Source organism: Enhygromyxa salina (assembly GCF_002994615.1).
In the GTDB taxonomy this organism is placed as follows: domain Bacteria; phylum Myxococcota_A; class Polyangia; order Nannocystales; family Nannocystaceae; genus Plesiocystis; species Plesiocystis salina_A.
Map to the genome: position 1 here is coordinate 39,163 of NZ_PVNK01000204.1, position 24,802 is coordinate 63,964.

Here is a 24,802-nt window from a genome sequence, read left to right on the forward strand (position 1 = left end):
TCAGTCGTCCTTCATCCAGTCCGAGAACGGGCGTATCTCGATCTGATCTTCGGGGACGAGGGCCACGTGGCTGTCGTCGTGTTGGTAGGTGACGAGGCCGAGCTCGGGGAAGCGACCGCGGTCGCCGGGCCTGCGATCGCCGCCTTGAAGCAAGACGAGGTCGACGGTGGAGGTGTTGCGCACGAGGTGGGCGGGCCCGTTGGGAGGGAACCCGCAAAAGTCGCCCGGGCGCAGCGCGAGCTCCTCGTCGTCGAAGCGGACCTGACCTTCACCCGAGAGCACGTAGATCCACTCTTCGTTCACGCTGTGGACGTGGAGGGCGAAGCTCTCCTTGCCGGGGGGGATGCGGGCAATGGAGACGCCGAGGTGGGTCAGGCCTGCGCGGTCACTGAGCCGCGTCATGAAGATCTCGGACTGATCATTGAGCGGATGGCTGACGCGGAACTCTTCGCTCGCGTCGAGCTCGCTGGGGCGGACGAGGTGATCTTTGGTGGACATCGTTGGAAGCGGAGCTGTCTGGCGAGCGAGCGGGCGGCCGCGGCCGCCTCGCTCGAGAGGTAGAGCGCGTGGTGGTTCAGCCGGCGGCGGCGACCTTGTTGAAGGTCGTCTGGGTCTGCCAAAAGGAGACCAGGCTGAGCGGGCCGAGGAGCGAGAAGAGGAACAGCATCGTCGCCGTGTGCTCTCCGTTGCTCAGCCTCTCGACGCCCTGGTAGTACTTCCAGGCGTAGAGAAAATTGAGGATGGGGATGAAGACGAAGATGAAGCTGGGTAGCTCGATGCCGCGCTGCTGCATCTCTTCCGAGGTCTTGTACAGCCAGATGATGCCGTAGATCCCGAAGGTGACCATGGAGAGGATGAGGACGGAGATGGGGCTCTTCTCGAACATTGCGTGGGTTCCTAGATGGGTGGGAGTCGTCGGTGGTGCGGCGCGATGATCGCCTGCCCCCTGTTCACTGACAAGCCTGATGATGCGTGTGCTGACACTCATCCTTGGCCGCCAGGCCGCAGCTGGTTGGACCACGTGCTCACAACCGAGCGTGTTGACGACCTCGGCCTTGGGGAACGCCGTTTGGCTCGGTTCGCGGGTCGAGCTGGTCAAGCCCCTTCAGCGGGCGAGGAAGTAGAGCAGCAACGCGAGGACCAGGAGCACGACGATCGGCAGCCCACGCAAGCTCCGGGCCCGTTCGTGCGATGACCTCGACCTCGACCTCGACCTCGACCTCGACCTCGTCCTCGACCACGACCACGGGCGAGGGTGGCGGCTCGAAGTCGAGGCTCGCGTCCGTCTGCGCGCCCTCGTCCCCTGGTCGCTCGCGTGCCCCGAGCTCGCCGGGATCCCCGACCTCGACAGCCGGCTGCACCACGGGCTGCTAGCACCCCGGGCTGCTAGGCGTCCGGGTCTCGTCCGCCGTGTCGCCGCGCGAGCGCAGCCTCGGGCTCGCGCGCGCGCTGGTCGGACGCCGAGCGGGCTTGTAGGCTCCACGCTCATGTCCGCCACGATCGACGACCAGGTCCGCGCGCTGATGCGGGGGACGGACTTCGGTGACGAGGGGCTGCGCGAGACCGCGAGCAGGGAGCTCGCGGAGGCGCTGCGCAGGGCGCAGAAGGAGGGCCGGGGGCTGCGCGTCTACACCGGCTACGACCCGACCCGACCCGATCTCCACATCGGCCACGCCGTGACCCTGCGCAAGATGCGGCAGTTTCAGGACTTCGGCCACGACGTCATCTTCCTCGTCGGGACCTTCACGGCCCAGGTCGGCGATACCAGCGACAAGGCCACCGGGCGGCCCCGCCTCGACGCCGACAGCGTGCGGGAGGCCGGGGAGACCTACGCCGAGCAGGCCTTCAAGGTCCTCGACCGCGAGCGGACTCGGGTCGTGTTCAACGGCGACTGGCTCGCCGAGCTCCCGCTCGCGCAGTTCATCGACGTCGCCGCCCAGTTCACGGTCCAGCAGTTCCTCGGCCGCGAGGCGTTCCGCAAGCGCGTCGACGCCGGCAACCCGATCGGGCTGCACGAGCTGCTCTACGCCCTGCTGCAGGGCTACGACGCCGTCCACCTGCGCGCCGACGTCCAGCTTGGGGCGACCGAGCAGCTCTACAACCTCATGGCTGGTCGGCGGCTGCAGATCCACGCGGGCCAGCCGCCCTGCGTGTGCATGACCATGCCGATCCTCGTCGGCACCGACGGCGTCCGCCGCATGTCCAAGAGCCAGGGCAACACCATCGGCCTCGACGACCCCCCGGTCGAGCAGTACGGCAAGGCGATGAGCATCTCCGACGAGACCATGGTCGCGTGGCTCCCCCACGTGACCCGCTGGGTGCCCGAGGCCATCGACGCCCGGCTCGCCCAGCTGGGCGACGGGACGCTGCACCCGATGGAGCTCAAGAAGCAGCTGGCCCGCGAGATCGTCGCGGCCTACCACGGCGACGCGGCCGCCGACGAGGCCGCGGCGCACTTTAGCCAGGTCCATCAGCGCAAGCAGCTGCCCGACGACATGCCGACCCTCGCCCTGGCCGAGCCGCGCTCGATCCTCGACGCGATCGTCGACGTCGGGTTCGCCGCGTCGCGCAACAAGGCCCGGCGCCTGCTCGACGGCGGCGCGGTCAAGATCGACGGGGTCGCGATCACGGATCACCTCCACGCGCTCCACGGCGAGGCCGTCGTCCAGGTCGGCAAGCGCCGGTTCTTCCGCGTCGCCCCCCAGTAGGGCTGCCGGGCGTACTGCAAGTTTTGGCGACAAAGCCCTCGGCGAAAAGGCCAAGCGAGGCGGCGCGAGGCATTGCACCACGGGCTGCTAGGTCGTCGCTTTTCCATTTCTCCATAAGGCACCTTGCACGAGTCCAAGTTGCCATGTGAACTTAGCGAGAGCCCCTTTGACTACATGAGTCATGTCTGTAACGAGTTGTCCCGCGAGGCGGCGGGGCTCGCTACGGGCGGCGCGGTCGCTCGTTGTCCTCCGACAGGGGTGGCGCTACGCGAGCAGCGGCCCGAAGCGCGACCGATAGGTCGCGAAGTATTCGTCGATGACCTCCGGGGTCAGCCCGAAGTCATCGAGGGAATACTGATGGCGCCCGCTCTTGTGCTGGCGGTTGCGCTCGAGCCACTCGCCGGCCTCTTCGACCGCGACCCCCTCGGCGTTGAAGTCGAGCCGGGCGCCGAGCTTGCGCAGCACGGCGCCCGGCGACGCGACGAGCTCACGATACGAGAGATCCACGAAGCGGTCCGCGGGCAGCTGCTGCCGGGCCCGCTCGAGCGCCTCGAGCCCGCGACCGAGGATGTACAGGCAAAAGCGCCCGATCTCGGCCGGGCGGCGCGGGGAGTCGGTGTCGACGGTCTGCAAGGTCGCGCACAAGCTCGCGAAGGAGGGCACGACCTGGGCGGGCTCGCGGTGGAGCTGGATGATCGTCGCGTCGGGGTACACGGCCAGCAGCGCCTGGGCGTGCCACATGTGAAAGGGATCTTTGAGCGCGAGCCTCGGGACCGCGCCGAGCCGCCGCTGACGACGATGGAGCAGCGCTCGCAGCCACCGCTGGTGGTCGGCGTAGGCCGGGCGCATGTCGCAGGTGCTGAGAAATTGCACGTAGCCCGGCACGAACCACGTGAACGCGTTGGCCATGGTCGAGAAGCTCTTGCGCAGCAGCCAGTTGCACTGGTCGGGCCACGCGGGGTCCATGGGGTGGATGCTGCGAAAGCTCGGCGCGGCGGCGTAGAGCTCGTCGAGCATGGTCGCGGTCTCGCTGCGCTGGGCTCGCTCCCACGCGTCGTCGTCGTGGGCCGAGGCGGCCGGGGCGACGAGCTGCCACAGCGGCGGCGCCCACAGGCCCTCGACCCGGGCGAGGAGGTTGTGGAGCAGGGTCGTGCCGGTTCGCGGGAAGCCGGTGATCACGATCGGCCGCGCGACCTCGAGCTGGGCGATCGCGGGCTCGCTGCGCTCGAGCTCGGCGAGGGCCGCGCGCTCCCCGAGCTGGGCGATGAGCCGCTCGATGGTTCGGGTTCGCCCGGCCGCGCTCAGCCGGGCCTCCTGGCGCAGGGCCTTGGTCAGCGCCGCGAAGGCCGGGCGGAATTCGTCTTCGAGGGGTATGTCCACGGCGAAGCGCTGGGCGGCCGCGCCGAGGAGCTCCTGCTCGTCGAGAGGGTTGGACACCCCCGCACTATACCCTTGCAGAGGAAGGCGAGCAGGAGCGCGAGGACGGGCCAGGTCGGGTCGCGTAGGGGGCCGCGGGGATCGGTGGGCGAGGTCGAGCATCCGCAGCCGCCCGGCTCGGTCCCGGGCTCGAACGCGGGGCCGCAGCTCGCGGCGGCGCCCGAGAGGGGTCCGCTCGCGCAAGCGCTGCTCCACTGACCAGCGGGCTCGAGCGGCGCGCTGGCGAAGTCGCCACAGGTTGCGCTCGGGGCCCAGGTGCCGTCGGCAGCGCGGCAGGGATCGAGATCGAGGCCGGTGTCGAGCTCGGCGTGGATCAGCGCGTCGTCGGCTCGCGCGGCCAGTCCGCCCGCGCCGCAGGTGTCGCCACCGATGATCAGCCCGACGATCCGCCACTCGCCCTCGCGCTCGAACAGCACGGGCCCGCCGGAGTCGCCGAAGCAGCTGTCGTCGCCGCCACCGCCGAGGGTCAGGAGCCCGGCGTCGAGGGCCGAGAGCTCGGTCTCGACCCAGCGTTTGCGCCCGCTGAGCCCCTGCTCGTCCTCCCCGAAGCCCGCGAGCACGACCGCGCCGCCGGGCGCGAGGGCGTCGAGCTCACAGCCGCGGGCGACCGGGACGATCGGCAGCGCGACCGGCTCGGCCAGGCGGCAGTAGCCAAAGTCGCTGGCGTCGACGAGCCCGGTCCACGCGGGGTTGGGGACGCACGCGATGGTCTCGCGCACGAGCGCCGGAGCCGAAGCGTCCTCGCCGAACACGACCGTGGGCGGGGTCAGGCTCTGGGTGCAGTGGGCCGCGGTCAGGACCAGCTCGGGCCCAATTAAAACCGCGGAGCAGCCGGGCTCGGGCAGCCACGCGACCGTTGGCAGCGCGCAGACCTCGGCTGGCTCGCCGCCCCAGATGCCGTGCTCGGTCTTGGGCTCGCTCGCGCTCGCGCTCGCGCTCGCGCTCAGTGTCGTCGCCAGGGTCGTGATCGCCACGATCCGCGCGCGCGTGTGTCGGCGACCCACGCTTCATCATGTCGAATTCACGGCGCCAAAGACAGGGCACAGCGGGGCGAGCGAAGACGAGTCCGATTCTGAGCCCAGGCGGCGTGGGAGCTGGCTCGGGGCCGCGCAGCGGGCCGAGCTCGCGGCTCGCGGCATCGGCAGCGAGGTCAGGGCTGCTGCTTTTGCGGCACCCCAACCTCGACTTCGATCACGTTGAACTCGTTGTAGGGCTGGGGAAGGTAGAGCGAGGTCGCGCTCCAATCACCGATCCCCGAGCCCCACTGCAGCCCGTGGCCGTAGCGGAACGGCTCCCAGCCGACGAAGAGCTCGCCCGCGCCGCCGCCCGCGGGGATCTTGTACAGCCCGCGCGAGTGAAACTCGGCCACGTAGAGGTTCCCGCAGGCGTCGACGCCGAGGCCATCGACGAGGGCGAGGCGCTCGTTGCTCTCATCGGGGCCCTCGCCGTCGGTCTTGGTCCCGGCGCCGCCGCCTTGATTGGGCGGCGGTGCCGGGCCGGGGTCGCCGAACAGCGGCAGCGTGCCCCACTCGATCGGCTCGCCCGCTTCGCCGCCCGGCCCGAGCGGGACCCGGTAGATGACCTCGCTTCGGCCTCCGACGAACAGGGCGTCATAGTCGCGATCGAAGCTGACCCAGCGCGAGACGAAGCCCGGCGCGTCGAGCCAGACTTCGGTCTCGCCGGACTCGGCGTCGACTCGCACGATGCGGGTCTCGTCGCCAATGTAGATGTTCCCGTCGAGGTCCTCGACGAGCCCGAAGGGGTACACGAGGTTACTGGCCAGGACCGCCGAGCTGCCGTCGGGGCTGAAGACCAGGACGCGAAAGAACATCTCCTGGACGACGGCGATCCGGCCATCCGACAATTGCCGCACGGCCGCACGACCGGCGGCGCCGGGCACCCACAGGGCCGGCTGGCCATCGGCGCTCGAGGTCTTGAACAGATCCTGAGTGTTGCTGCCGACGAGGTTGCCCTGGTCGTCGAAGGCCACGTCGGCGGCGGCGATCGGCCCGTCGAGCTGGCGGATCCAGGGCCCGGGCAAGTTCGCGCAGTCGTAGGTGACGCCCCCGGTGGTGTCGTCCGAGTCGGTCGACGTTGACGCTTCGCTGTCGGTGTCGAGCGCCCCCCCTGGGTCGGTGCACGCCGAGATCAGCGACAGGACGAGCGAGCCCAGCGCGCGGGCTGCATGTTGGGAGCGGGCGCCCATCGGATCGGCGAGGCGCTCAGGCCCGGCGGCGACGAAGGCCAGGCACGAGCAGGAGCAGCGGCAGCGCCAGGAGGCTCCACGGCGACATCGGCCGGTCGCTGACGCTGCACTTCCCGCCCCCCTCGCCGCCGTCTTGGTCTCCGGACTCGCCGGACTCGCCGGACTCGCCGGTCTCGCCCATATCGACGGGCGGGACCTCCTCGTCGACATACACGGTCACGCCCGCGGTGACGCCGATGTCGGCGACGACCTCGAGCTCGTGGATGCCCTTGGCGAGCTCGATGTCGGGGTAGACGCAGCCGTCGGCGCACTCTTGCTCGCCGAGCGAGTCGCCATTGACGAAGACCTCGACGGTCGCGATCGGGCCGTCGTCGAGGCCCTGGTAGACGCCGACCTCAGCCTCGAAGGTCGCGGGCGCGTCCTCGAACGAGGCGTTGGGCAGGGGCGAGACGAACCACACCGACGAGAAGTCACCTCCGAGTCCGTTATCGCCCGCCTCGGCGGCGAGCGCGTTGCTGGAGGCGAGGCCGAGGGCGGCGGCCGTCACGACGAGGAGCAGTCGCTTACGCAGGTGCACTGTCTCCTTGTGCCATGAGCGCCGCGCTCGATCAGCTCGGAGCCAAAGAAACGAGCAGAACGGCGTTTGGACGGATCTGCGCGGCAGTCGAGGGGGACCCACGCGCGCTCGCCTGCCTGCGTGGGGTGTCTCGTCGTCGCCGACGAACCTACCCATATCTACTCAACGAGGTAGGCCCCTCGGGTCACCGGGGCAAGGCACATGCAAGAAATATAGCGTGATGCTCCGACGTGCGGCGCGGCCAGGGGCAGCTAATCCCCCAAGCCCGGGTGCGGTCGGGCCTGCTTGACCCACAGCACCGGCTCGTCGAATTCATCGACGTCATCGAACTTGAACTCGACATCCATCGCATACCACCCGTCTTCGTTGGGCGGGTAGATCCCGGCGAAGTAGCTGTGGATCGCGTCGAGGGCAGTCCCGAGCTCGTAGAGCTCGGCGTTGGTCAGGACCTTCTCACCGGGCGCGACCAAGTTCGAGTGGGCGATGTAGACCACGGGCTGACCGGGGAAGTCGAAGTGATAGATGAGCTGGTCCGTGCTCACCCCGGGGCTCGGCTTGACGACCGAGGCGCCGCCCTCTTGGACGTTGATGTAAAAGCCCGGCTCGGCGCCTGACTGATCGAAGATGTTGGCGGTCAGGGCGACGCCGTTGGCCTCTTCGTCAGGGAACGAGCGGTGGACGAGCAGCGCCATGCCGACGGCGGTGTGCTCGATGCCTCGGTACTCGCGCTCCTCGAACGCGCGGAACGACCACACGCTGGCCCAGACCTGCTTGATCGCGGCCTGAAAGGGATCCTCGGCCGACATCGCGTAGCCGCTCTTGGACGTGTAGAGGCCCGCGCCCGTGAAGCCCTCGAGGTCCTCGGCGTTGGTGCTCGAGCGAAAGCGCATGCGCAGGCCGGGGTAGTCGGCGTCGAGCTTGGCGAGGACGGCGGCCTCGAATTCGGCGTTGAGGGGCGCCGCGACCATGTCGTCGCGGAGGCTCGCGAGCATGGTGTCGCGGGTCTGCGCGTCGTCGCGGAAGCTGTCGTCGGCCAGCAGCTGCGCGATCCGGACGTCAAAGCCGTGCTCGACCAAGAACTGATCGTAGAAGTAGATCGGGACCGCGAAGGCCTTGGGCGGGTTGAGGTTGGCGCCGATCTTGGCCAGGACCGCGTAGTTGCTGGCCTTGCCGCCGAAGGCCGGGACCGCGGCGTCGATCGCCGCCTCGTCGTCGAGCATCGGGTCGAGGAGCTCCTCGATGTCGGTCAGCGCCTGGACCGAGAGATCCTTGGCCGGCACGCCGAGCGGGGCCGGGCGGTGCTCCTGCCACCAGGCCTCGGCCTGGGCGGCGCTGACCTCCTCGATCGTCCAGTCGTCGGCGGTGACCACAAAGCGCACCCACTCGCCCTCGAGCGCGCGCAGCTCCTCGTCGGTCCACGCGCCGGCGAGGGCGATGTTGGGCGTGCCGCGGCTTTGGCTGAGCACGTTGATGTGGGACAGCGGGGTCTGAAAGGCCTCGGTGATGATCCCCGAGACCACGGAGATGTCGTTGGGGACCTTGTCGAGCACGACGAGGTCGCGAAAGCCAAGGTAGGCGCTGTCGAGCTCCGCGGAGCTGACGAACACGAGCTTGGCGTAGGTCTCACCGGTGTTGAGGATCTGGACCTCTTGATCGGCGTAGAGCGCTTCGGTCGTGATGACTTTGACCCACTCGGGCAGCTCCTCGGCCTCGTGCTCGACGGCCTCGGAGGTCGGATGAAAGTAGAGACGCTCACCAAAAAAGCTGTTGTCGCGGATCTTGGCGTAGGCGGCCGCGATCATCTTGGCGCTGGCGGTGTCGTAGGGCGAGATCTCGTAGGTCCACTTGTCGGGCCCCTCGTAGTAGGTGATCGCGCCGAGATAAAACCTGCGGCCTGGCGAGTAATACTCGGATTGGTTGAAGTCGCCGAGCTGGGGGACGATCGGCTTACCCTGGCCGGAAAGGTGCTCGAACGCGAAATCCCAGTGGATCGGGTAGCGGTCGCTGTTTTGAACGTAGAGCTGATCGTCGAAGGTGTCGACGAGGGTCTTCGCCGAGTAGGCGTTGACCTTGGCTGAATTGAGCGGCTTGGCGGCGAGCCGATCGAAGTCTTCGCGGCACCCGAGGGTCTGGCTGGAGTCGGGGTCCTGATCGGTGATCGCGCAGACCTGCGCCTCGGGGCCCGGGTCGCGACACGCGAGCAGGACCGGGGCCAAGCTCAGACTCAGCAACACGCGGCGCAGGTGAGGTCGTGCTTGCATCAAGGTCTACACGCAGGTCTGGGTCATGAGCTCGCAGCTGAGGCCGTCGGGACAGTCGCCTTCATCGACGCAGGGCGTGTGCCCGCTGACCTCGAGGGTCGCGCTGCGGTGGGACCGGACCTCGAGCTCCACGCAGCCCGGGTCGGCCTCGATCGAGTCGACGGTTCGACGGTAGGCGTGGCCGGTTGGAAAGCCCGAGGTCCCGGCGTCGAGCAGCGCGTCGATGATCGCGGCGGGGACCTCGAAGCTGCCGCTGTCGGGGCCCTCGCAGACGAGGGTCGAGGGCGAGAGCCCGTGTTGATCGATGTTGATCGTCAGATAAAAGCGCGCCTCGCCGTCGACTTCGGGGGCCCAGCTGACGATGAGCGGTTTTCCGGCCTCGATCCTCCAGGTGTCGTCGCCGAGCTCGAGCGGCGCGAACGCGCGGCCGCTGAGCTCGAGCGGGCCGATCTCGCCGCCCGTGCTGGTCAGCTTGATCGCGCCGCCGGGGCTGAACGCGGGGTGGGGCAAGGTCGTGTCGAAGTAGCGCTTGTCGGCGCGCGGGCTCATCACGAGCTCGACCTCGAGGCCGGCGATCGTGACCGCTCCGGTCTCGACGCGCTCGGGGTAGGGGATGCAGGTGCCCGCGTGGGTGCAGGCCTCGCCGTTCGCACAGGCGGGATCGCAAAAGGGGTTCTCGCGGGCGAGCAGCCGACAGCCGCCCTCGGCCGCGGTCTGCTCGACGATCGTCGACGGGATCACGGCCTCGTAGATCTCGCCGTCGACGGCCGAGTAGTCCGGCTCGTGGACGATCCTGAACAGCCCGACGCGCTCGTTGAGCGGACACTCGCCGTCGAGGGGACCCGGAGCGACGGTGCCCGTGTCGGCCTCGCTCGACTCGCCGTCGTCGCTGCAGGCTGCTGCGCACAGCGAGGCGAGCAGGCCGCCGGTCGAGGCGAGCGCGCGCAGATTGCGATGGAACAGCGACGAGCGAGACCAGGGGCGCATGGCGATAGCTTCACCCAGCGTAGGATCCGGCCTTTTCTCGGGCAAGGGTGATACCGTCGCCGCATGTTCGCACCTCGCGTTCGCTTTGTACCGCGGCTGAGCGCGCTGGCCTGCGCGGCCCTGCTGTGGGTCTCGGCTTGCCAAAAGCACGGCGGCAAGGACACCGACGGCCAAGCTTCGGGTGACGGTCAGGCGGGCGACGGGGATGGTTCGAGCGCCAGGGCCAAGGACGATCGGATCCCCGAGCTCTCGGGCGCGCCGGTCGGCCTCCAGCCTGGCTATGTCGACGGCGCCTTGTTCTACGCGAGCTGGCGGGCGGGCGCGATGCAGGAGCTGCTCCACTCGCTGCCGATGTCGCCGCGCGAGGTTCGGGATGTCGCCGAGCTCGGGGCGCTGATCGGGGCCGACCTGCGCGTCGACGACGTGCTCGCGCACCTCGGCGTCGACCCCGACGCGCGGATCAGCATGTCCGTGCGCCCGGTCCTGACCTGGTCGGCCGAGCTGCGTGATGCCGTCGAGAACGACAGCCCGGCCTTGAAGGAGCTCGAGGGTCGCGGGGGCAACCACGTGAGCGTGGTCGAGATCGCGCCCAAGGCCGGCGCGGCGGTCGAGGAGGTCGCGCCGAGCGAGGTCCCGCTGTCTCCGGCGGCGCGCGAGCTCGAGCGCAAGGCCAAGAGCCTCGGCGTCCACGCCCGCGTCCACCTGCCGGTCGCGACGCCGGGAAAGATCGATCGCGTCGTCGGGCTGATGGCCAGGGAGCTCCAAGATCCGCGCTGGGCCACGACCTGCGCCGCGCTCGGTCCGACCCGCGCGTGCGGTGGCGAGAGCGACGGCGTGATGGTCCTGCGCGACGTCCCCGGCGGCCTCCAGCTCGACCTGCTCCTGACCTTTGTCGGCGACTACGAGACGCCCGATGACGAGTTTCGCCGGGCGCTGATCCAACAAGCGCTGACCGTGCCCGCGGCCGCGTCGGCGCCCGCGCTCGCGGCTCTGCGCGGTGACGCCGTGATGTTGGTCGATGGCCCGGGCGTGGTCTCGGCCCTGCGCGGCGCGGCCCTGGCCCGGGTGATCCGGGGGCTCTCGGCGCCCGAGGAGATCTACGGCCTCGACCGCTTGCGCGAGCGCGAGGGCGCCCTCGAGCGGCTCCACGACACCGAGCGCATGTTCGAGGGCGTGACCGTCGAGCTCGCGCTGTCCGGCGACAGCATGGTCGCAACGGGCAAGTGGCTGGCGAGCGACTCGGGCCGCCAGCGGATGGCCGCGGTGTTCGAGCTCAGCGAGATCGACGCCGACGTGCCCAGCATCGCGGCCCTGTGCGAGGGCGCGCTCTTGTGCGGGCGCAGCCGCGGGCTCCCGGACCGCGCGCGCTTCTCGAGCCTGGCGAGGGGCGTCTACGCCGACCCCGAGGAGCTCGCGCGCCTCCTCGACCGCCACGAGGACGAGGCCGCGGCCGTGCTCATGCTCGAGACCTGGCCCAACGCGATCGGGAGCCTGGCCCAGCTGCCCGGCAAGGTGTTCGAGGCGCCCGAGTCCTTCGTCGTCCAGAACGTGATCGACGTGAGCTCGCGGGTCCTCGGCGCCGGGTTCTCGATCCGCTCGCTGAACGAGACCCGCCACACCGTGACCGGCGACTGGGTCGGCTACGCGCGGATGAGCGCCGCGGATCTGTCGACGCTGCGTGGCTTCTTGCAGATGGTCGACGCGCGGATGTCCCCGACCTCGCTGTCCGGCGTCGAGGGGCGGGTCGAGTTCACGCCGATCCCCGACTCCGACGTGGCCGGCAACTTCTACGAGATCTTCGACCCCCCGGCCGCGACCGGGGCGTGGGGCTGGGCCGTGCTCGCCGACGGTGACGACCGCGTGCGCTGGCTCGCCGGCCTCGCCCACGACGACGGCGCGGTCCCGCTGCTCTACCTCGAGGCCGTGGATCTGTGGCGCTTGTTCGCGTCCTTCGACGAGCTCCGCGAGGACTCGAGCTTCGCCCAGAGCTGGCTGTCGCGGCGGTGGATCCGGGGCCAGGTCGGGCTTGGCGCTGACGGTGCGCCCGAGGTCCGCGTGGCCATGGGCAAGCTCGAGTGAGCCTCGCAATGGCGCGGATCGCAGCGGGCGTGGGCTTGGGGGTCGCGCTGGCCTTGCTCGGCTGCCGACGCGAGCACAAAGGCGAGGACGCGCGCGAGCAAGCGATCGAGGCCGCGCCGACGAGCGCCCAACCCGAGCCCGTCGACGCAGCCGAGCCCGAGCTCGGCGCCTACCTCGAAGGCGCGCTGATCGAAGCCAGCTGCGACACCACGACCCTCGCCCGCCTCGCGCGCTCCCTGCCCCGGCCGAGCCCGACGCGCTCGCCCCTCGTCGGTGTGTTTGGCGGGATCGTCGACGCCTTCATCGGGGATCCGGGCGCGCGCCTCGACGCCCTCGGCCTGCGCAGGGACGCGCAGGTCCGGGTGTCGATCCGCGCCCTCGACGGCCGCGCCGCGGCGGTCCGCAAGCTGCTCGGTGAGCTCGCCGGTGACGCCGAGCCCAAGCCCGAGCTGCTCGCGCGCTTGTCGAGCGAGGGCCGGACCCTGGGCGTGCACCTGCGGGCCTCGCTGCCGACCCGCGACCGCGCCCGGCTGCTGCGGGCGCTCGCGCTGCTGACGGTCACCGACGACGACCTCGGGATGTGGGCCGACGCCTGCGAGAGCCTGGCTCGGGTCGCGCTGTGCTCCGGGCGTCCGCGGCTGTTGCTGTGGGCCCGGGCCGAGGGGGAAGATCGGGTCCGGGTCGACGGGGTCTATCTCTTCTACGAGGGGGCCGAGGCGGCGGATCTCGACCGCGCGCTCGCGCGAGCTGACCGCTGGCCGGGCCGGACCGACGCGCCCGAGTTCGACGACCCCCGCAGGCGCGCCGCGGCCTCGCCTGCGCCCCTCGAGATCCTGATCCACGCAGGCCCGACGCTCGCGCTGCTCGAGGCCGAGGCCCTCGCCGACGCCGTGGTCGCGTTTGGCGGCGGCACAGATCAGCCCTTCGAGTATCCCGTGTATCTCGACCGCGAACGCGCGCTGCGGGAGCTCTACCCCGAGCAGCGTGTGTTCGACGGCCTCGGGCTCGCGCTCGGCTACGACGACGATCGCCTGACGCTCGGGCTGCGCTGGCTCGAGGCCGCGCGACCCTCCCGGAGCCTCGCCGAGCTGTTCGCCCCGATCGTCGAGCGCGGCACCTTGCCCGTCGTCCACGGCGACTGCGAGGCCGCGCAGGCCTGCGTGCGGATCGGCGGGCTGTCGAGCATGGCTCGCTTCGTGCCGCTGGCCCAGGGAGCCTTCGCCGACAGCACGGGCGTGACCCGAGTCTTGCGCCAGGCGGGCGAGCGCGGGCAGATCCTGCTCGGGCTGAGCTCGTGGCCCAACCTGCTCGGGACCGCCGGCGCGATCGCGACGCAAGATCAGGGCATCCTCGGTCGGGCCCAGTCGGCGCTGCTCGGCGACAGCTTCGGGCTCGGCCTGTTCTTGCTCGAGCTCGGCGACGATCCGGCGGCGAGCGTCGGCGAGCGCTGGGTCGGCTACCTCCGGGTCGGGCCCGAGGTCCTCGCCGCGGTCCGGCCCCTCGCGACCTTGGCAGGGATCTCACCGCACCCCGTCGAGCTCGCCGGGGTCGAGGCCGCGGTCGAGAGGGCCAGCTACGACGAGGTGTCGATGTACCTCGTCGACGAGCACGCCCGGCCCGGGGGCTTCGGCGGCTGGCTGCTCGCGGCCGACGCGGACGAGCGCGTGCGCTGGCTGCTCGAGACCCCGCGCGAGGCCTCGTCGGTCCACGAGCTCGAGCTCGTCTGGTACCTGCGCGTGGCCGCGCTCGGGCCGATCGCCGCCCGTGAAGAGCTCGCCTACAGCGAGGACCCGCCGGTCCGCGAGTGGCTCGACGGCCGCAGCCTCGAGCTCCGCGCTCGGTTCACGGCCGAGGGGCCCCGCGTCGAGCTCGAGCTCGGCGACGCGGGTCAGTGAGTGAGGGCAGCGAAGCGCGCATCGTCGACCGAGCGCAGGCCGAGCGGGGCCTTCGCTCGGCGCCGCGAGCTCATCGCCGACGCGGCGTGGACGGCCGAAGCCCGCTGACGAGCGCGGGCCCGGCCGCCTCCGCTCACGGGCAGACGTCGGCCCCGCGGGTCGTCGGGTCTTGGCGGGGGTCGCCGTCGATGTCGACGCTGACCTCAGCGTGAGCTGCGGCCTGGCCGGGGCCCGCGCAGTCGCTGAGGTGAAGGTCGCCCTCGGCCGGCGCGACAAACCATGCGCCCGCGTCGTCGGCCTCGCCGAGGTTGTCGACGAGCTCGGCGTTGGCCCCGTCGCGGGCCCGGATCATGCGGTTGGTCAAGTTGCCGTGGAGGGTCAAGTTGGCGGTGTTGCCCCAGCGGTACTCAATCCCGCTGCCGTAAGCCTCGGGGTGGCTGAAGTAGACGGTGTTGTGAGCGACGAGGGTGTCGATCGCCCGCTCGACGCTGATGCCGACGTCGTGCTCGCCGCTACCGGCGTGCTCGGAGTAGACGGTGTTGTTGAGGATCCGGGACCCGTGGACCTCGGACACGAACCCGATGCTGATACCGCGGGCACAGTTGACGATGCGGTTGCGCTCGATCAGGTGGCCCGATCCGGCCTCGCTGTCCCACATGTGGATCGCGTGCTCGGCGAGGCCGCCGGTGTAGGTCATGCCGCCGTCTTGTTGGCCGTGGGCCGGGTGCGGGGTCTCGGTGTCGCAGTAGATGCCTTCAAAGTAGGAGTCGTGGATGTGCCAGTTGGTCGAATCGTGGGTGTCGATTCCGCCGGTGTAGCAGCGCGTGTTGCTATTTTGGGCCCCGTAGCCCCACACGTTCTCGCGGCCCGCGTCGGTCATCACAAAGCTCGAGCACGAGATCTCGACGCCATCGATGACGCCATCACCCGAGCTCGCCTTGATGAACTGCTGGCCGCCATCGATCAGGTGAACGTTGTGGACCAGCGCGTCGTCGCCGTCGGGCCAAAAGTGGATGAGGTGGAAGATCGAGCGCTGGACCGTGAGGTCGGCGATCACAACCCCGGGCGCGGCCACGGTCACCAGCGCCGACTGGCCGCCGTGCTTGAGGTAGCCCGAGTCGAGGATGACCGCGCTCGGGTCCCCGCTCTCCGAGCGGATCGTGATGTTGGGGGTCGTGATGTAGACGCCGGTGTAGTTGTTGGGCCCGGCCTCGGCGAGGGTGTAGGTCCCGTCAGCGAGCACGATGGTGTCGCCCTCGTTGGCGCTCGATACGACCGCGCGCAAGGTCGTGGTCTGGCCGTCGAGCTCGACCTCGCCGGGCCCTGCAGGGCTGACGAGGAGCTCGGCGCCCGGGCGCGGCGGGAGCTCGACGTCCTCGCACAGCGAGGGCATCGCCGGGTCGCCGTCACCGTCGCCGTCGCCGTCGCCGTCGCCGTCGCCGTCGCCGTCGCCGTCGCCGTCGTTGTCGCCGTCGCCGCTCGGGTCGCCGTCACCATCGCCATCACCGGTCGCCGGGTCGCCATCACCGTCGCCGCTCGGGTCGCCGTCACCGGTCGTCGGGTCGCCGTCGCCGTCGCCCACGGTCTCGCCCGCCGAGCCATCTTCGGCGCTCGAGTCACTACACCCAAGCGAGGGCCCTAGCGAGGCTACGAGGAATGCGAGAGTGGCGAGGCGCGACGACAGTGCATCAGGGGGAGTCATGGCCGCGGATGGTACCGACTGCCCGCGCTCGGCGCGACCTTTCCGACGAATTTTCACGTTGGTGACGAAGCTGCGCAACCTGACAGTCTCGTCGTGGCCGAAACGCTCCGCTCCTCCGGGAAGGTCTCGCTCGTCGTCGCGGCCTCGCGCGTGCTCGGCCTCGTCCGCGAGGTCTTGTTCGCCCCCTGTCCGTCCGAACAGCGCGTGTTCGATGGGCTCGGCCTCGGGCCCACTCGACACCCCCGAGGTCGAGGACCCCGGTCACGAAGATCTAGCAGCCCGGGCTGCTAGCAGCCCGGGCTGCTAGGTTGTGGTTCTTCGTCCGACACCCAATTGCATGGGAGTTGGCGAGGGCACGATCGCGCTGAACGATCGTAGCCCTCGCCGATGGTCACGGATCAAGACGATCCGAGATCTCGCAGCTCCGCATCAATCTTCATTGGTGCGGTAGCTGACGATTTGGTCGCCTGTGCCCATGCTGCACTCGATCACGTAGTGCCCGTAGTCGAATTCGATAAATCCGTTCAGGGCGAACTCCAGGGTCTCGAGCCCGCCCGTTGTGGTCTGCACTGAGGACGCGTTGCTCGAGGTGCCGTCGACCGACACAGCCCAAACGGTACACATCACCGGATCTCCGTGATGACTGTTGTTATCGTACGTGCGAACTCGTACGAAGTCGAGGTTCCCGTTGGGGTCGTCGCGTACCACCGGACACATGTACGTCTGCAGGTTTCCTGTGTTCTCGATGAACTCGGGGTTGCTGCGATCCGTTTGGCTGTACCTGTTCAGCGACATGCACGCGTGGCCCGAGACGATCTTGTTGTCGGACGCCATCGCGGACTGAGTCCCGAAATCACCGATGGCGACCCCTCCCAGACCAAGAACCGAGATGGCGACGAAGCCGACGACGGCTCGCATGCGACTGTTGCTTTCCTGTTTGCACTTCATAGCTACACCTTTTTCTGTCTGTGTTCCCATGATTGGGGTTTTCTGTGTGTTATTTCATGCCAGTTGTTTAGCTGTCCCTCGAACGCTGCTTACCGTGCCTACCCAGCCGAGCTCGGCTCGGCGCGCGGCAACGAGTGTCCGTCCCGCGCGAGGTAGGCCACGGTTCGAGCGCCGGCACCCGATTCGGGCTCGTGACGCATGAAGAAACCATGCGACAGGCCGAACACGACAAGCCAGTTCACGTGGCCGGTACCGTCGTCGCCCGGCGGGTGCTCGATCTCGGCGATGCAGAGCGTGGTCTTGCAGACCGTGGAGATCAGCGTCGCACCGGACGGCCCGTGGGCGGCGAGCCCCTCGGCGATCTGGAGTTCCACCGCCGGGGCCCAGTCTGGGTCCACGGCCTCGCGCTCCGCGGCGGCGGTAATCGCGGCCGCTCGGCGCTCGGCAATGTCACGATCACGGGCGATCATCTCCTCGAGATCTGGTTCCTCGTAGTCCTCGAGGTCCTCGGCCACCGCATCATCCACGCGCTGGCGATCTCGCTCCAATATCACGCGAAGACGAGCGACATCTTCCCTCAGTGTGGCGATCTCCAGTTGGCTCTCGGAGCCTGCGAGATGTCGTGCATTCGCGGAGTGAGGGGTCCCCGAGTCGCTTATCAATGCGCCGGCCAACGCGCCGCCGAAGCATACTAGCGAAAAGAATGAGATCTGGGCGATTGCCTTCATCTGCCATTCCTCGTCGTAAGGCCCCGAAATCGATGATGAGCCATGGTCGCCGCGCAGTTTGCTCGATATGAATGGGCGTCATGCTTTACAAGTAGCGCATTGCGCCATGTCTCATCATGTAGCTCGAAGCGGTCGAATAATGCCTTTGCTAGAAATCTCGGGGCGAGAGCCATGTCGACACATTAGCATCGGGTGTTCGGCGCGACGGCAGCAACGGCTGCGGTGAGATTGCCGCCTTAACTGAGAGACTGCGTGCCTCCTTTTCTCGGGCCCAAATGGGTAGCGGGAAGCGCCATCCCGAAAACTGGAGGGCAATCCCAATGGCACGATGTGACATTTGGTATAGGGCTCGAACTCCTCGGGTTGGCGGTGCTCGTCGCCGTTTGGACGCGAGGCCGGCGAGCACGCTGCGGTCGCGCGAGCCTTAGCCACGACAGCGACCAGCAGCTCCTTGCTCGAGACTTTGGCCAGCATGACCAGAGTCGAGCGCCGACCGTTGGAGCCGACCGAAGGAGCCGACCGAAGGAGCCGTGGACCGCGTGCGAGACCTCGTGAGCGATGAGGTGCTGACCGAGCGGGTGCGAAGGTCGCGAGGCTCCACGCGCGAACAGCAGGTCGCTGCCGAGGATCATCGCCTCGGCCCCAGCCAAAGCATTCAACGCACTGGCCAAGCCCCCCGATGACTCCGGAGCTGTGCGAGGCACCTGACGGCCTGGCGTGCACCGGGCGTCGGGCCCTGACTCGCTCGCGTCGGGTCCATCGCCCCAAGGGGGTGGCTCGTGCCGCGCCCGGCGTTCACATGTTCAATGATGATACTGGTCTCGGTACTGTTGACCTCGGCCTTCGCGGCGGCCTGGCTCGACGGTGACGAGGAAGAGGCGCTGCGGGCCTGCTTTGACGAGTGGGTCCGCGGCCCGGCGCAGCTCGACGACGGGGGCGGCGTCGACGTGCGGTTGAACACTGTTGTACGCAGCAATTGCTTTTGCGCGTCGCTCGGATCCGCGTAGGATCGAGCCATGAGCCGCCCGACCCTGTTTCTGCTCGCCCTGCTGCCCACGCTCGCCGCCTGCTCGCACTGGGGGGAGGCCGACTACCTCGGCTTTGGGTTCCCAGATTTCGTCGACGATCTCGTCGACTTCGAGAGCGGCGACCTGATCCTGCGCGGGTCCCCGCTGTGCCCCGAGATCGAGTTCCGCCGCGATGACGACGGCACGCAGCGCTACCTCAGCGGTGACGAGAGAGAGGCGCTGCGGGCCTGCTTTGACGAGTCGATCAGCGGCCCGGCGCAGCTCGACGACGGGGGCTGCATCCACTTCGACGGCCCCGGCGAGGTCGTGTGGGAGCTGACCCCCGACAGCTGCGGGGACCAGACCGAGCGGATGCGCTTCACCGTCGTCGAGCCCGACCCCGCCGCGCAGCTCGGCTTTGACGAGTGGCGCCTGCGTCTGGTGCAAGAGAGCGTCGTTGAGGGCGAGGTCCTCGGGCTCGCCCCGGGGCGGAGCGTCGAAGAGCTGCAAGAGTCTCCGGGCGCGGCCCGGCGGGTGTTCGCCGGGCAGCTCGACGCCCCGCTCTTGCGCCTCGACGACAGCGGCGGCCGGGTGTTTTGGATGAATTCCGATGTCAGCCTCGAGCTCGTCGGCGAGGGCGTCGAGGCGGTCGCCCCGATCCCCTCGGACGACCCCGAGCTGAACGAGTGGGTCATGCTCGGCGAGCAGCCGCTGACCCTGGCCCCGGGCAGCAGCGGCCGCGTGCGCGCGACCCTGGCCAGCGGTGAGGTCTACGAGTCGCCCGAGCTCATCGCCGTGGGCCTGACCGAGGCCGCGAGCCTCGATCTGGTCGTCGCTGACACCTACGCCTTTGCTGATGTCCGCGACGCCGAGGGGCGGCTGATCCACGGCGCGCCGATCGAGTGGAGCGTGGTCGAGGGCGCGCTGGCGATCACGCCGGGGAGCCTGGTCTGGGAGCTACGGACCGGCGAGTACGCCACGCTCCACGACGGCAATTGCGAGCCCGCGCCCGCCGAGCCCGAGCTGCGCCGCGCGGTCGTCCGCGCGCGTCTCGGCGCCCTCGAAGACACGATCGAGTACGAGTACCTGGTCGAGCCAATCGAGGAGCCGGACTTCGGATCGCTGCCCGAACCCGACGAGGACTGCATGTACGGCGAGGCGCCCGAGACGCCCGAGACGCCCGAGGAGCAAGACGAGCCGGCCGAGGGCTGCGGGTGCTCGAGCGAGGGCGGCGGATCGCCGCTCGCGCCGCTGGCCTTTGGTCTGGGCGTGCTCGCGCTGCTTCGCCGCCGGGCTTAGACCAGGCGGGTGGGCTCGCTCTCGGGGTCGTAGATCTCGACCCGGTCCCGACCGTTGCGCTTGGCCATGTACAGCGCCGCGTCGGCGGCCTCGACCAGCGCGGTCGCGCTCGGCTCGAGCAGCATCGAGAGATCCGCGACCCCGAGCGAGACCGTGACCTCGACGTCGCGGCCCGCGATCTTGATCGGCGTGCCGCCGACCAGCTCCTTGATGCGGTGGGCCGCCCGCGAGGCTCGGAGCGCGTCGACGTCGCGGCAGATCAGCACGAATTCCTCGCCGCCGTAGCGGGCGAAGATGTCTTCGGACCGGGTCGTACCCTGGACGCGCTCGGCGAGGTCGCGCAAGACCGCGTCCCCGGCCGGGTGCCCGAGCTCGTCGTTGACGCGCTTGAAGAAGTCGACGTCGAAGATGACCAGCGACAGCGGCTTGCCGTGGCGCAGCGCGAACGCGACGTCGCTCTCGAGCCGGTTGTTGAAGTAGCCGCGGTTGAACACGCCGGTCAGGCGGTCGCGCAGCGCCGACTCGTAGAGGCTGCGCTGAAAGTCCTCGTCGATGTCGTCGTGGTAGGTGAAGCGCAGCACGCTGCTGGCACCGATCTGGATCTTGTCGCCCTCTTGCAGGGGGTAGCGATCCACGCGCTCACCGTTGGCGAAGGTCCCGTTGGTCGAGCCCGCGTCGGACAGGAAGTAGTCACCCTCGTCGAACTCGACCTGGGCGTGGGATCGGGAGATGCCCTCGTCGTTGATGCGGACGTCGGCGTGCAGACCCCGACCGATCGATGTGCGGCCATCGTTGAGCGGGAACATCTCGCCCATGCGATCCCCGGCGAGCACGACCACGAACGCGCGCTTGGTCCCCTGCTCACGCTTCTGAACGTGGGAAAGGTCGTCCGAGTCCAACACGACGGTCGTCTTCGACATCCAGCTGACGATCCTAGGGGCGTCGCCGACCAGATCGCAAGCGCGCTGTTTGTTCCGCGCCCACCAGCGAGCGGAGATCACGCCCCCTGAGCCCCAAAATTGGCTCAGGGGCGCTCAGATGCACGCTCAGGCCAGATCTTCGCCGGCCCGGGCCCGCGCGGCTCGCTCGTCGGTCCAGTCGGCGAGGGCCTGGAGGGGCCGGCCGGCGTCTGCGAAGGCCGCCGCGATCTCGCGGCACTCGTCGGTCAGCTCGCGGATCCGCACGGCCGCGGCCTCGCGCAGGGCCGGCTGGTCGTCGTCGAGGATGTCGTCGGCGTGCTGGAAGGCGACGCCGAACGCGAGGCCGAAGCGCTCGAGCTTGGCGACCGTGTCGAGGTCTGCCCCGCCCGAGAGCGCGCCGAGCCCACCGGCTGCGGCGAACAGCCCGCCGGTCTTGAGCGCGTGGACCTGCTCGAGCAGATCGAGGCTCGGGATGTCCTGGCCGGCCTCGAGGTCCATGGCCTGGCCGCCGACCATGCCGTCGATCCCGGCGTGGCGGGAGAGCAGCGTGACCGCGTGGGCGACGAGCGAGCGCGGGATCCCGACCTCACCCGAGACGAGCACGCGGAAGGCCTCGGTCAGGAGCGCGTCGCCGACCAGGATCGCGTTGCCCTCGCCAAACTCGACGTGGACCGTGGGTTTGCCCCGGCGCTCGACATCGTTGTCCATCGCCGGGAGATCGTCGTGGACCAGCGAGTAGGCGTGGATCAGCTCGAGCGCGCAGCCGGCGGGGAGCGCGTGGCTGACCTCGCCGCCGACCGCCTCGCACGCGGCGATCGTCAGGACCGGGCGCATGCGCTTGCCGCCGATCAGCACGGCGTAGCGCATCGCCTCGCGCAGTCGGCCGGGGTCCTGGCCGTCACGGGGCTCGGGCAGGAGGGCGTCGAGCGCGGCGTTGGTCGCGGCCTGGCGCTGGGCGAGGTAGGACTCGAGGTTGAAATCACTCATTTGAATCGGTCTCCGGTTCGTCGTCGTCGGCGTAGTCCTCGTCGTCGGCGAAGGGCACGATCTGGTCGTCGGCGAGCAAGATCTCGATGCGCTGCTCGACCGACGCGAGCAGCTGCTCGCCGTCGCGGACCAACTTGACGCCCTCCTCGAAGCGCGCGAGCGCTTGCTCGAGCGGGAGCTCGCCGCCCTCGAGCTCGCGCACGACCTGGTCGAGGCGACCGAGGAGCGCCTCGGCGCTGGCCCCCGTTGGCTGGCCCTCCGACTCGGATCCTGCGCCCTCGCGCGCGGCCTTGCGGCCAGCTTTGCGCGGCGCCTTCTTGGATTTGGCTGGACCCGCCATCTTCGCGCGGTGTACCGACGCCGGCACCCTCCGTCAACGCCATCGGGGGCGGCCTGTGACGCGGCGCGCTAGACTCCGGACCGGCGCCGCCGCCCCTGCGCACGGCTTCACGTCGCCTTGCCTGGCCACGGGCGCGCGTCTTCGCGGCCTTGGTTGCCGGGCCTCGGTCGTCGTTATAGCCTGCCTGCGGAATGGAGGCGGCGACCGACGAGCCTGACGTGGACGAGCTCATGGAGCAGTTCCATGACTACTTGAGCAAGAAGCAGCTCAAGTCCACGCGCCAGCGCGACATCATCGCGCGACGCTTCTTCTCGACCGGGGGCCACCTCTCGATCGAGGAGCTGCTCGTCCTCGCGCGCGAGGAGAACCCGCGCATCGGCTACGCCACCGTCTACCGCACGCTCAAGCTGCTGACCGAGTGCGGGCTCGCGGCCCAGCGTCGGTTCGGCGAGGGCCAGGCGATCTACGAGACCGCGGGCGACACCGAGCACCACGATCACCTGATCTGCATCGAGTGCGACTTCGTGCTCGAGTTCGCCAACGACGAGATCGAGCGGCTTCAAGATCAGGTCGCGCGCAGCTTCGGCTTCAACCTCGTCCGCCACAAGCTCGAGCTCTACGGGCTGTGTCCCAAGGCGCGCGGGATCAAGGGCGGCTCGTGCCCGCGCGAAGAAGACGAGGCGCGGGGCGATCGGGTCGGCTTGACCTGAGCGGCTCGCCGTCTCTGGCTCAGTCCATCTGCGACCAGCCCGAGGGCTCGCCGATCTGCATCACGCCGTAGAGGAGCAGCACGCCGAGCAGGCCGGCGCCGCTCTGGGCGGGGGAGAGGTCGGACATCACGTTGATGCCGCCCGCGATCACCGAGCCGACGACGAAGCCCCAAAAGCCCCACTTCTTCCACTTGAACAGCCCGATCGTGCAGACGATGTTGGTGCCCGCGATGACCAGGAGCACCGGTATCGCCCACTCGGGTCGGTCCGGCGTCGCGGCCTGGATCTGATCGCTCATCAGCAGGTGCATCAGCATCACGTTGAAGTTGGCGATGATCATCAAGATCAGCCAGGCGGTCAGGCAGCCGTGGCGAGACTTCAGGCCCGGGGGCAGGTGAACGGGGGCGGCGGTGTCCGCGTGGACGCTCGGCGGCTGGTAAGGGTTGTTCACGCGCCGAGGATACGCCTGGACCAGCGCCGTGCTATCGCGACGCATGCGGAAGCTGCTGGCCCTGGGCCTGGTCCTCGCTTGTTCACCCTCGAAGCCGAGCGAGCCCGCGCCGACCGCAGATCCGCAGGCGCCCCCGATGAAGCCCGAGCCCGAGGTCGAGCCCGCTCCCGAGGTCAAGCCCGAGCCCAAGCCCGAGCCCGCGTGCGTCGAGACCTTCAGCGTCGACTCCGATCGTTCGGTCCTCGACGAGCAGCGCGCTCACGCAGGCGCCAAGCGCTGGGACGATTTCGCCGAGCGCTACCGGGCCGAGTACGTCGACCCCGACAGCTACCACCCGGTCGAGGTCGTGGCCTCGCACCGGATCGGGGGCACGCCGCTCTTGTGGTTCACGCCCGACTACGCCGACGCCGTCGTCAACGCGGCGGTGCTGACCGAGCTGAAGGTCGTCGACGCGCCGCGCTTGTCGGTCGATCAGCGGGTCGAGATCGGGGCGCTGACCGAGCTGGGCCTGGCAGCCCGGGGTGCAATGCCTCGCGCCGCCTCGCTTGGCCTTTTCGCCGAGGGCTTTGTCGCCAAAACTTGCAGTACGCCCGGTACAGCGGCGTTTTGGCTTCGCGCCCTCGGCAAAAATTCCGGCGCGAGGCGACACGATGCATTGCACCCCGGGCTGCTGGGCAAGATCGGCGGACGCGAGCTGGCGCGGTTCATGATCGAGGCCGGGGTCATTCAGACCTACTGGCACATCGGCGCGAGCTTGTGCCTGCGCGGCGAGAGCGAGACTGCGGGCACCTACCGGGCCGAGTTCAGCGGCGAGCACGAGTACTTCACCAACGAGAAGAACCGCGGCGGGTTTGGGTTCGTGTTCGAGCTTGGCGCGGACGGCAAGGTCGCGCTCGTCGGCGCGGCGTAGCGCTCGCCACACCGCCGCTCACGCTTGCGTCCGGCCGCCGCTCATCCGCTCGAGCGCGCGTGACTTTGAGCGCCGAAGCTCTACTATCGCAGCGATGGCCCTCTCGGCGACGATCCGACGCTTCGTGATCACCTTGGCCGACAGCGACCGTGGGGTCTACGAGACCCTCGATCTGCGGGTCGCGCAGCACCCCTCGGAGAGCGAGCGCTACCTGGTCGCGCGGGTGATCGCGCGGCTGCTCGAGCACGACGAGGGGCTCGCGTTTGGCAAGGGGGTGTCTGCGGGTGACGAGCCCGCGCTGCTTCAGCGGGATCTGCAGGGCGTGGTCACCAGCTGGATCGAGGTCGGCTCGCCCTCGCTGGCGCGTTTGCACAAGGCGAGCAAGACCGGGGCGCGGGTGGTCGTGTATTCGTGGAAGGGCGGCGAGGCGCTGGCGGCCGAAGCGCTTGGGGTCGTGCACCGGGCCGAGGCGCTCGAGATTCATGCGTTGGACTGCCTGTTTCTCGACGCGGTCGCGGGCGAGCTCGAGCGCAACAACACCTGGTCGCTGGCGGTCTCGGGGGGGACGCTGTACCTGGAGATCGAGGGGAGGGTGCATGAGGGGCGGGTTGGACTGGCCTCTGTATTGTAATCTAAGTTTCATTGTAACA

At 69.4% G+C, this 24,802-nt stretch carries 24 protein-coding genes; 8 read left to right on the forward strand and 16 right to left on the reverse strand.

The window, feature by feature from the left end; translation table 11 throughout:
• Window positions 1–498 (reverse strand): cupin domain-containing protein, encoded by a 498-nt coding sequence (locus ENSA5_RS23755; protein WP_106393976.1) that lies wholly within the window; start codon window positions 496–498, stop codon window positions 1–3.
• A 76-nt stretch (window positions 499–574) separates the two neighbouring features.
• Window positions 575–1,099 (reverse strand): DUF4234 domain-containing protein, encoded by a 525-nt coding sequence (locus tag ENSA5_RS23760; protein WP_106393977.1) that lies wholly within the window; start codon window positions 1,097–1,099, stop codon window positions 575–577.
• Window positions 1,100–1,487: 388 nt separating this feature from the next.
• Here ENSA5_RS23760 and tyrS point away from each other — a divergent pair, with 388 nt between their 5' ends.
• The gene (gene tyrS / locus ENSA5_RS23770; RefSeq protein ID WP_106393978.1) at window positions 1,488–2,708 is read left to right on the forward strand and encodes a tyrosine--tRNA ligase; all 1,221 of its coding nucleotides are present in this window, start codon (window positions 1,488–1,490) and stop codon (window positions 2,706–2,708) included.
• Between the two features lie 264 nt (window positions 2,709–2,972).
• Here tyrS and ENSA5_RS23775 read toward each other — a convergent pair whose 3' ends face one another.
• The 6 genes from ENSA5_RS23775 to ENSA5_RS23800 all read right to left on the reverse strand — a co-directional run bounded on the left by ENSA5_RS23775 (window position 2,973) and on the right by ENSA5_RS23800 (window position 10,176).
• A complete protein-coding gene (locus ENSA5_RS23775; RefSeq protein ID WP_181198075.1) occupies window positions 2,973–4,145 on the reverse strand; it encodes a sulfotransferase family protein in 1,173 nt (390 codons plus the stop codon).
• Window positions 4,040–5,149: a trypsin-like serine protease gene (locus ENSA5_RS23780; RefSeq protein WP_106393980.1), complete on the reverse strand. Its 1,110-nt coding sequence runs from the start codon at window positions 5,147–5,149 to the stop codon at window positions 4,040–4,042. The genes ENSA5_RS23775 and ENSA5_RS23780 overlap by 106 nt, the downstream gene beginning before the upstream one ends.
• A 146-nt stretch (window positions 5,150–5,295) precedes the next feature.
• Window positions 5,296–6,351: an NHL repeat-containing protein gene (locus tag ENSA5_RS23785; RefSeq protein WP_106393981.1), complete on the reverse strand. Its 1,056-nt coding sequence runs from the start codon at window positions 6,349–6,351 to the stop codon at window positions 5,296–5,298.
• Between the two features lie 16 nt (window positions 6,352–6,367).
• A complete protein-coding gene (locus ENSA5_RS23790; protein WP_106393982.1) occupies window positions 6,368–6,928 on the reverse strand; it encodes an MYXO-CTERM sorting domain-containing protein in 561 nt (186 codons plus the stop codon).
• Window positions 6,929–7,179: 251 nt separating this feature from the next.
• A complete protein-coding gene (locus ENSA5_RS39325; protein ID WP_258182995.1) occupies window positions 7,180–9,189 on the reverse strand; it encodes a PEP/pyruvate-binding domain-containing protein in 2,010 nt (669 codons plus the stop codon).
• Between the two features lie 6 nt (window positions 9,190–9,195).
• Window positions 9,196–10,176 carry a hypothetical protein gene (locus tag ENSA5_RS23800; protein WP_106393983.1) on the reverse strand — a complete coding sequence of 327 codons (981 nt, stop codon included), beginning with the start codon at window positions 10,174–10,176 and terminating at the stop codon, window positions 9,196–9,198.
• Between the two features lie 63 nt (window positions 10,177–10,239).
• Between ENSA5_RS23800 and ENSA5_RS23805 the strand changes: the two genes are divergently transcribed.
• A complete protein-coding gene (locus ENSA5_RS23805; protein ID WP_106393984.1) occupies window positions 10,240–12,255 on the forward strand; it encodes a hypothetical protein in 2,016 nt (671 codons plus the stop codon).
• A gap of 8 nt (window positions 12,256–12,263) precedes the next feature.
• The gene (locus ENSA5_RS23810) at window positions 12,264–14,150 is read left to right on the forward strand and encodes a hypothetical protein (protein ID WP_106393985.1); all 1,887 of its coding nucleotides are present in this window, start codon (window positions 12,264–12,266) and stop codon (window positions 14,148–14,150) included.
• A gap of 133 nt (window positions 14,151–14,283) precedes the next feature.
• Here the strand turns inward: ENSA5_RS23810 and ENSA5_RS36310 are convergent, their stop codons facing one another.
• The 4 genes from ENSA5_RS36310 to ENSA5_RS39790 all read right to left on the reverse strand — a co-directional run bounded on the left by ENSA5_RS36310 (window position 14,284) and on the right by ENSA5_RS39790 (window position 18,232).
• Window positions 14,284–15,852: a right-handed parallel beta-helix repeat-containing protein gene (locus ENSA5_RS36310; RefSeq protein WP_146156040.1), complete on the reverse strand. Its 1,569-nt coding sequence runs from the start codon at window positions 15,850–15,852 to the stop codon at window positions 14,284–14,286.
• Between the two features lie 429 nt (window positions 15,853–16,281).
• Window positions 16,282–16,770, reverse strand: a complete 489-nt coding sequence (locus ENSA5_RS23825) for a hypothetical protein (protein ID WP_106393988.1) — start codon at window positions 16,768–16,770, stop codon at window positions 16,282–16,284.
• A 128-nt stretch (window positions 16,771–16,898) separates the two neighbouring features.
• Window positions 16,899–17,528: a hypothetical protein gene (locus ENSA5_RS23830; protein ID WP_146156042.1), complete on the reverse strand. Its 630-nt coding sequence runs from the start codon at window positions 17,526–17,528 to the stop codon at window positions 16,899–16,901.
• A gap of 236 nt (window positions 17,529–17,764) precedes the next feature.
• A complete protein-coding gene (locus ENSA5_RS39790; RefSeq protein WP_373422452.1) occupies window positions 17,765–18,232 on the reverse strand; it encodes an eCIS core domain-containing protein in 468 nt (155 codons plus the stop codon).
• Between the two features lie 126 nt (window positions 18,233–18,358).
• Between ENSA5_RS39790 and ENSA5_RS38140 the strand changes: the two genes are divergently transcribed.
• Window positions 18,359–18,535, forward strand: a complete 177-nt coding sequence (locus tag ENSA5_RS38140; RefSeq protein ID WP_181198076.1) for a hypothetical protein — start codon at window positions 18,359–18,361, stop codon at window positions 18,533–18,535.
• Window positions 18,536–18,544: 9 nt separating this feature from the next.
• Window positions 18,545–19,834, forward strand: a complete 1,290-nt coding sequence (locus tag ENSA5_RS23840) for an MYXO-CTERM sorting domain-containing protein (RefSeq protein WP_106393991.1) — start codon at window positions 18,545–18,547, stop codon at window positions 19,832–19,834.
• Here ENSA5_RS23840 and ENSA5_RS23845 read toward each other — a convergent pair.
• The 3 genes from ENSA5_RS23845 to xseB form a co-directional block, all read right to left on the reverse strand.
• A complete protein-coding gene (locus tag ENSA5_RS23845) occupies window positions 19,831–20,754 on the reverse strand; it encodes a GGDEF domain-containing protein (RefSeq protein WP_146156044.1) in 924 nt (307 codons plus the stop codon). The genes ENSA5_RS23840 and ENSA5_RS23845 overlap by 4 nt on opposite strands.
• A gap of 126 nt (window positions 20,755–20,880) precedes the next feature.
• Window positions 20,881–21,741: a polyprenyl synthetase family protein gene (locus ENSA5_RS23850; protein WP_106393993.1), complete on the reverse strand. Its 861-nt coding sequence runs from the start codon at window positions 21,739–21,741 to the stop codon at window positions 20,881–20,883.
• Entirely contained in the window at window positions 21,734–22,081 is a 348-nt protein-coding gene (xseB, locus tag ENSA5_RS23855; protein WP_106393994.1) for an exodeoxyribonuclease VII small subunit, read from the reverse strand. Before xseB ends, ENSA5_RS23850 begins: the two co-directional genes overlap by 8 nt.
• A gap of 191 nt (window positions 22,082–22,272) precedes the next feature.
• Here xseB and ENSA5_RS23860 point away from each other — a divergent pair, with 191 nt between their 5' ends.
• The gene (locus ENSA5_RS23860) at window positions 22,273–22,791 is read left to right on the forward strand and encodes a Fur family transcriptional regulator (RefSeq protein ID WP_106393995.1); all 519 of its coding nucleotides are present in this window, start codon (window positions 22,273–22,275) and stop codon (window positions 22,789–22,791) included.
• Window positions 22,792–22,810: 19 nt separating this feature from the next.
• On the opposite strand, the gene ENSA5_RS23865 is transcribed toward ENSA5_RS23860, so the two are convergent.
• Window positions 22,811–23,242 carry a hypothetical protein gene (locus tag ENSA5_RS23865; RefSeq protein WP_106393996.1) on the reverse strand — a complete coding sequence of 144 codons (432 nt, stop codon included), beginning with the start codon at window positions 23,240–23,242 and terminating at the stop codon, window positions 22,811–22,813.
• 43 nt (window positions 23,243–23,285) lie between these two features.
• Here ENSA5_RS23865 and ENSA5_RS23870 point away from each other — a divergent pair, with 43 nt between their 5' ends.
• Together ENSA5_RS23870 and ENSA5_RS23875 are read left to right on the forward strand one after the other, a co-directional pair.
• Window positions 23,286–24,152, forward strand: coding sequence for a hypothetical protein (locus tag ENSA5_RS23870; protein ID WP_106393997.1), 867 nt, complete (start codon window positions 23,286–23,288; stop codon window positions 24,150–24,152).
• Between the two features lie 94 nt (window positions 24,153–24,246).
• A complete protein-coding gene (locus tag ENSA5_RS23875; protein ID WP_106393998.1) occupies window positions 24,247–24,783 on the forward strand; it encodes a YaeQ family protein in 537 nt (178 codons plus the stop codon).
• The last annotated feature ends 19 nt before the right edge of the window (window positions 24,784–24,802 follow it).

Bases quoted from the DNA above. Each gene is read 5' to 3' on its own strand.
- ENSA5_RS23850 (WP_106393993.1), bottom strand. From the start codon at position 21,741: ATGAGTGATTTCAACCTCGAGTCCTACCTCGCCCAGCGCCAGGCCGCG.
- ENSA5_RS23755 (WP_106393976.1), bottom strand. From the start codon at position 498: ATGTCCACCAAAGATCACCTCGTCCGCCCCAGCGAGCTCGACGCGAGC.
- ENSA5_RS23800 (WP_106393983.1), bottom strand. From the start codon at position 10,176: ATGCGCCCCTGGTCTCGCTCGTCGCTGTTCCATCGCAATCTGCGCGCG.
- xseB (WP_106393994.1), bottom strand. From the start codon at position 22,081: ATGGCGGGTCCAGCCAAATCCAAGAAGGCGCCGCGCAAAGCTGGCCGC.
- ENSA5_RS23805 (WP_106393984.1), top strand. From the start codon at position 10,240: ATGTTCGCACCTCGCGTTCGCTTTGTACCGCGGCTGAGCGCGCTGGCC.
- ENSA5_RS23825 (WP_106393988.1), bottom strand. From the start codon at position 16,770: ATGCGAGCCGTCGTCGGCTTCGTCGCCATCTCGGTTCTTGGTCTGGGA.
- ENSA5_RS23870 (WP_106393997.1), top strand. From the start codon at position 23,286: ATGCGGAAGCTGCTGGCCCTGGGCCTGGTCCTCGCTTGTTCACCCTCG.
- ENSA5_RS23845 (WP_146156044.1), bottom strand. From the start codon at position 20,754: ATGTCGAAGACGACCGTCGTGTTGGACTCGGACGACCTTTCCCACGTT.
- ENSA5_RS23810 (WP_106393985.1), top strand. From the start codon at position 12,264: ATGGCGCGGATCGCAGCGGGCGTGGGCTTGGGGGTCGCGCTGGCCTTG.
- ENSA5_RS23785 (WP_106393981.1), bottom strand. From the start codon at position 6,351: ATGGGCGCCCGCTCCCAACATGCAGCCCGCGCGCTGGGCTCGCTCGTC.
- ENSA5_RS23860 (WP_106393995.1), top strand. From the start codon at position 22,273: ATGGAGGCGGCGACCGACGAGCCTGACGTGGACGAGCTCATGGAGCAG.
- tyrS (WP_106393978.1), top strand. From the start codon at position 1,488: ATGTCCGCCACGATCGACGACCAGGTCCGCGCGCTGATGCGGGGGACG.
- ENSA5_RS23840 (WP_106393991.1), top strand. From the start codon at position 18,545: ATGAGCCGCCCGACCCTGTTTCTGCTCGCCCTGCTGCCCACGCTCGCC.
- ENSA5_RS23830 (WP_146156042.1), bottom strand. From the start codon at position 17,528: ATGAAGGCAATCGCCCAGATCTCATTCTTTTCGCTAGTATGCTTCGGC.
- ENSA5_RS36310 (WP_146156040.1), bottom strand. From the start codon at position 15,852: ATGACTCCCCCTGATGCACTGTCGTCGCGCCTCGCCACTCTCGCATTC.
- ENSA5_RS39325 (WP_258182995.1), bottom strand. From the start codon at position 9,189: ATGCAAGCACGACCTCACCTGCGCCGCGTGTTGCTGAGTCTGAGCTTG.
- ENSA5_RS23875 (WP_106393998.1), top strand. From the start codon at position 24,247: ATGGCCCTCTCGGCGACGATCCGACGCTTCGTGATCACCTTGGCCGAC.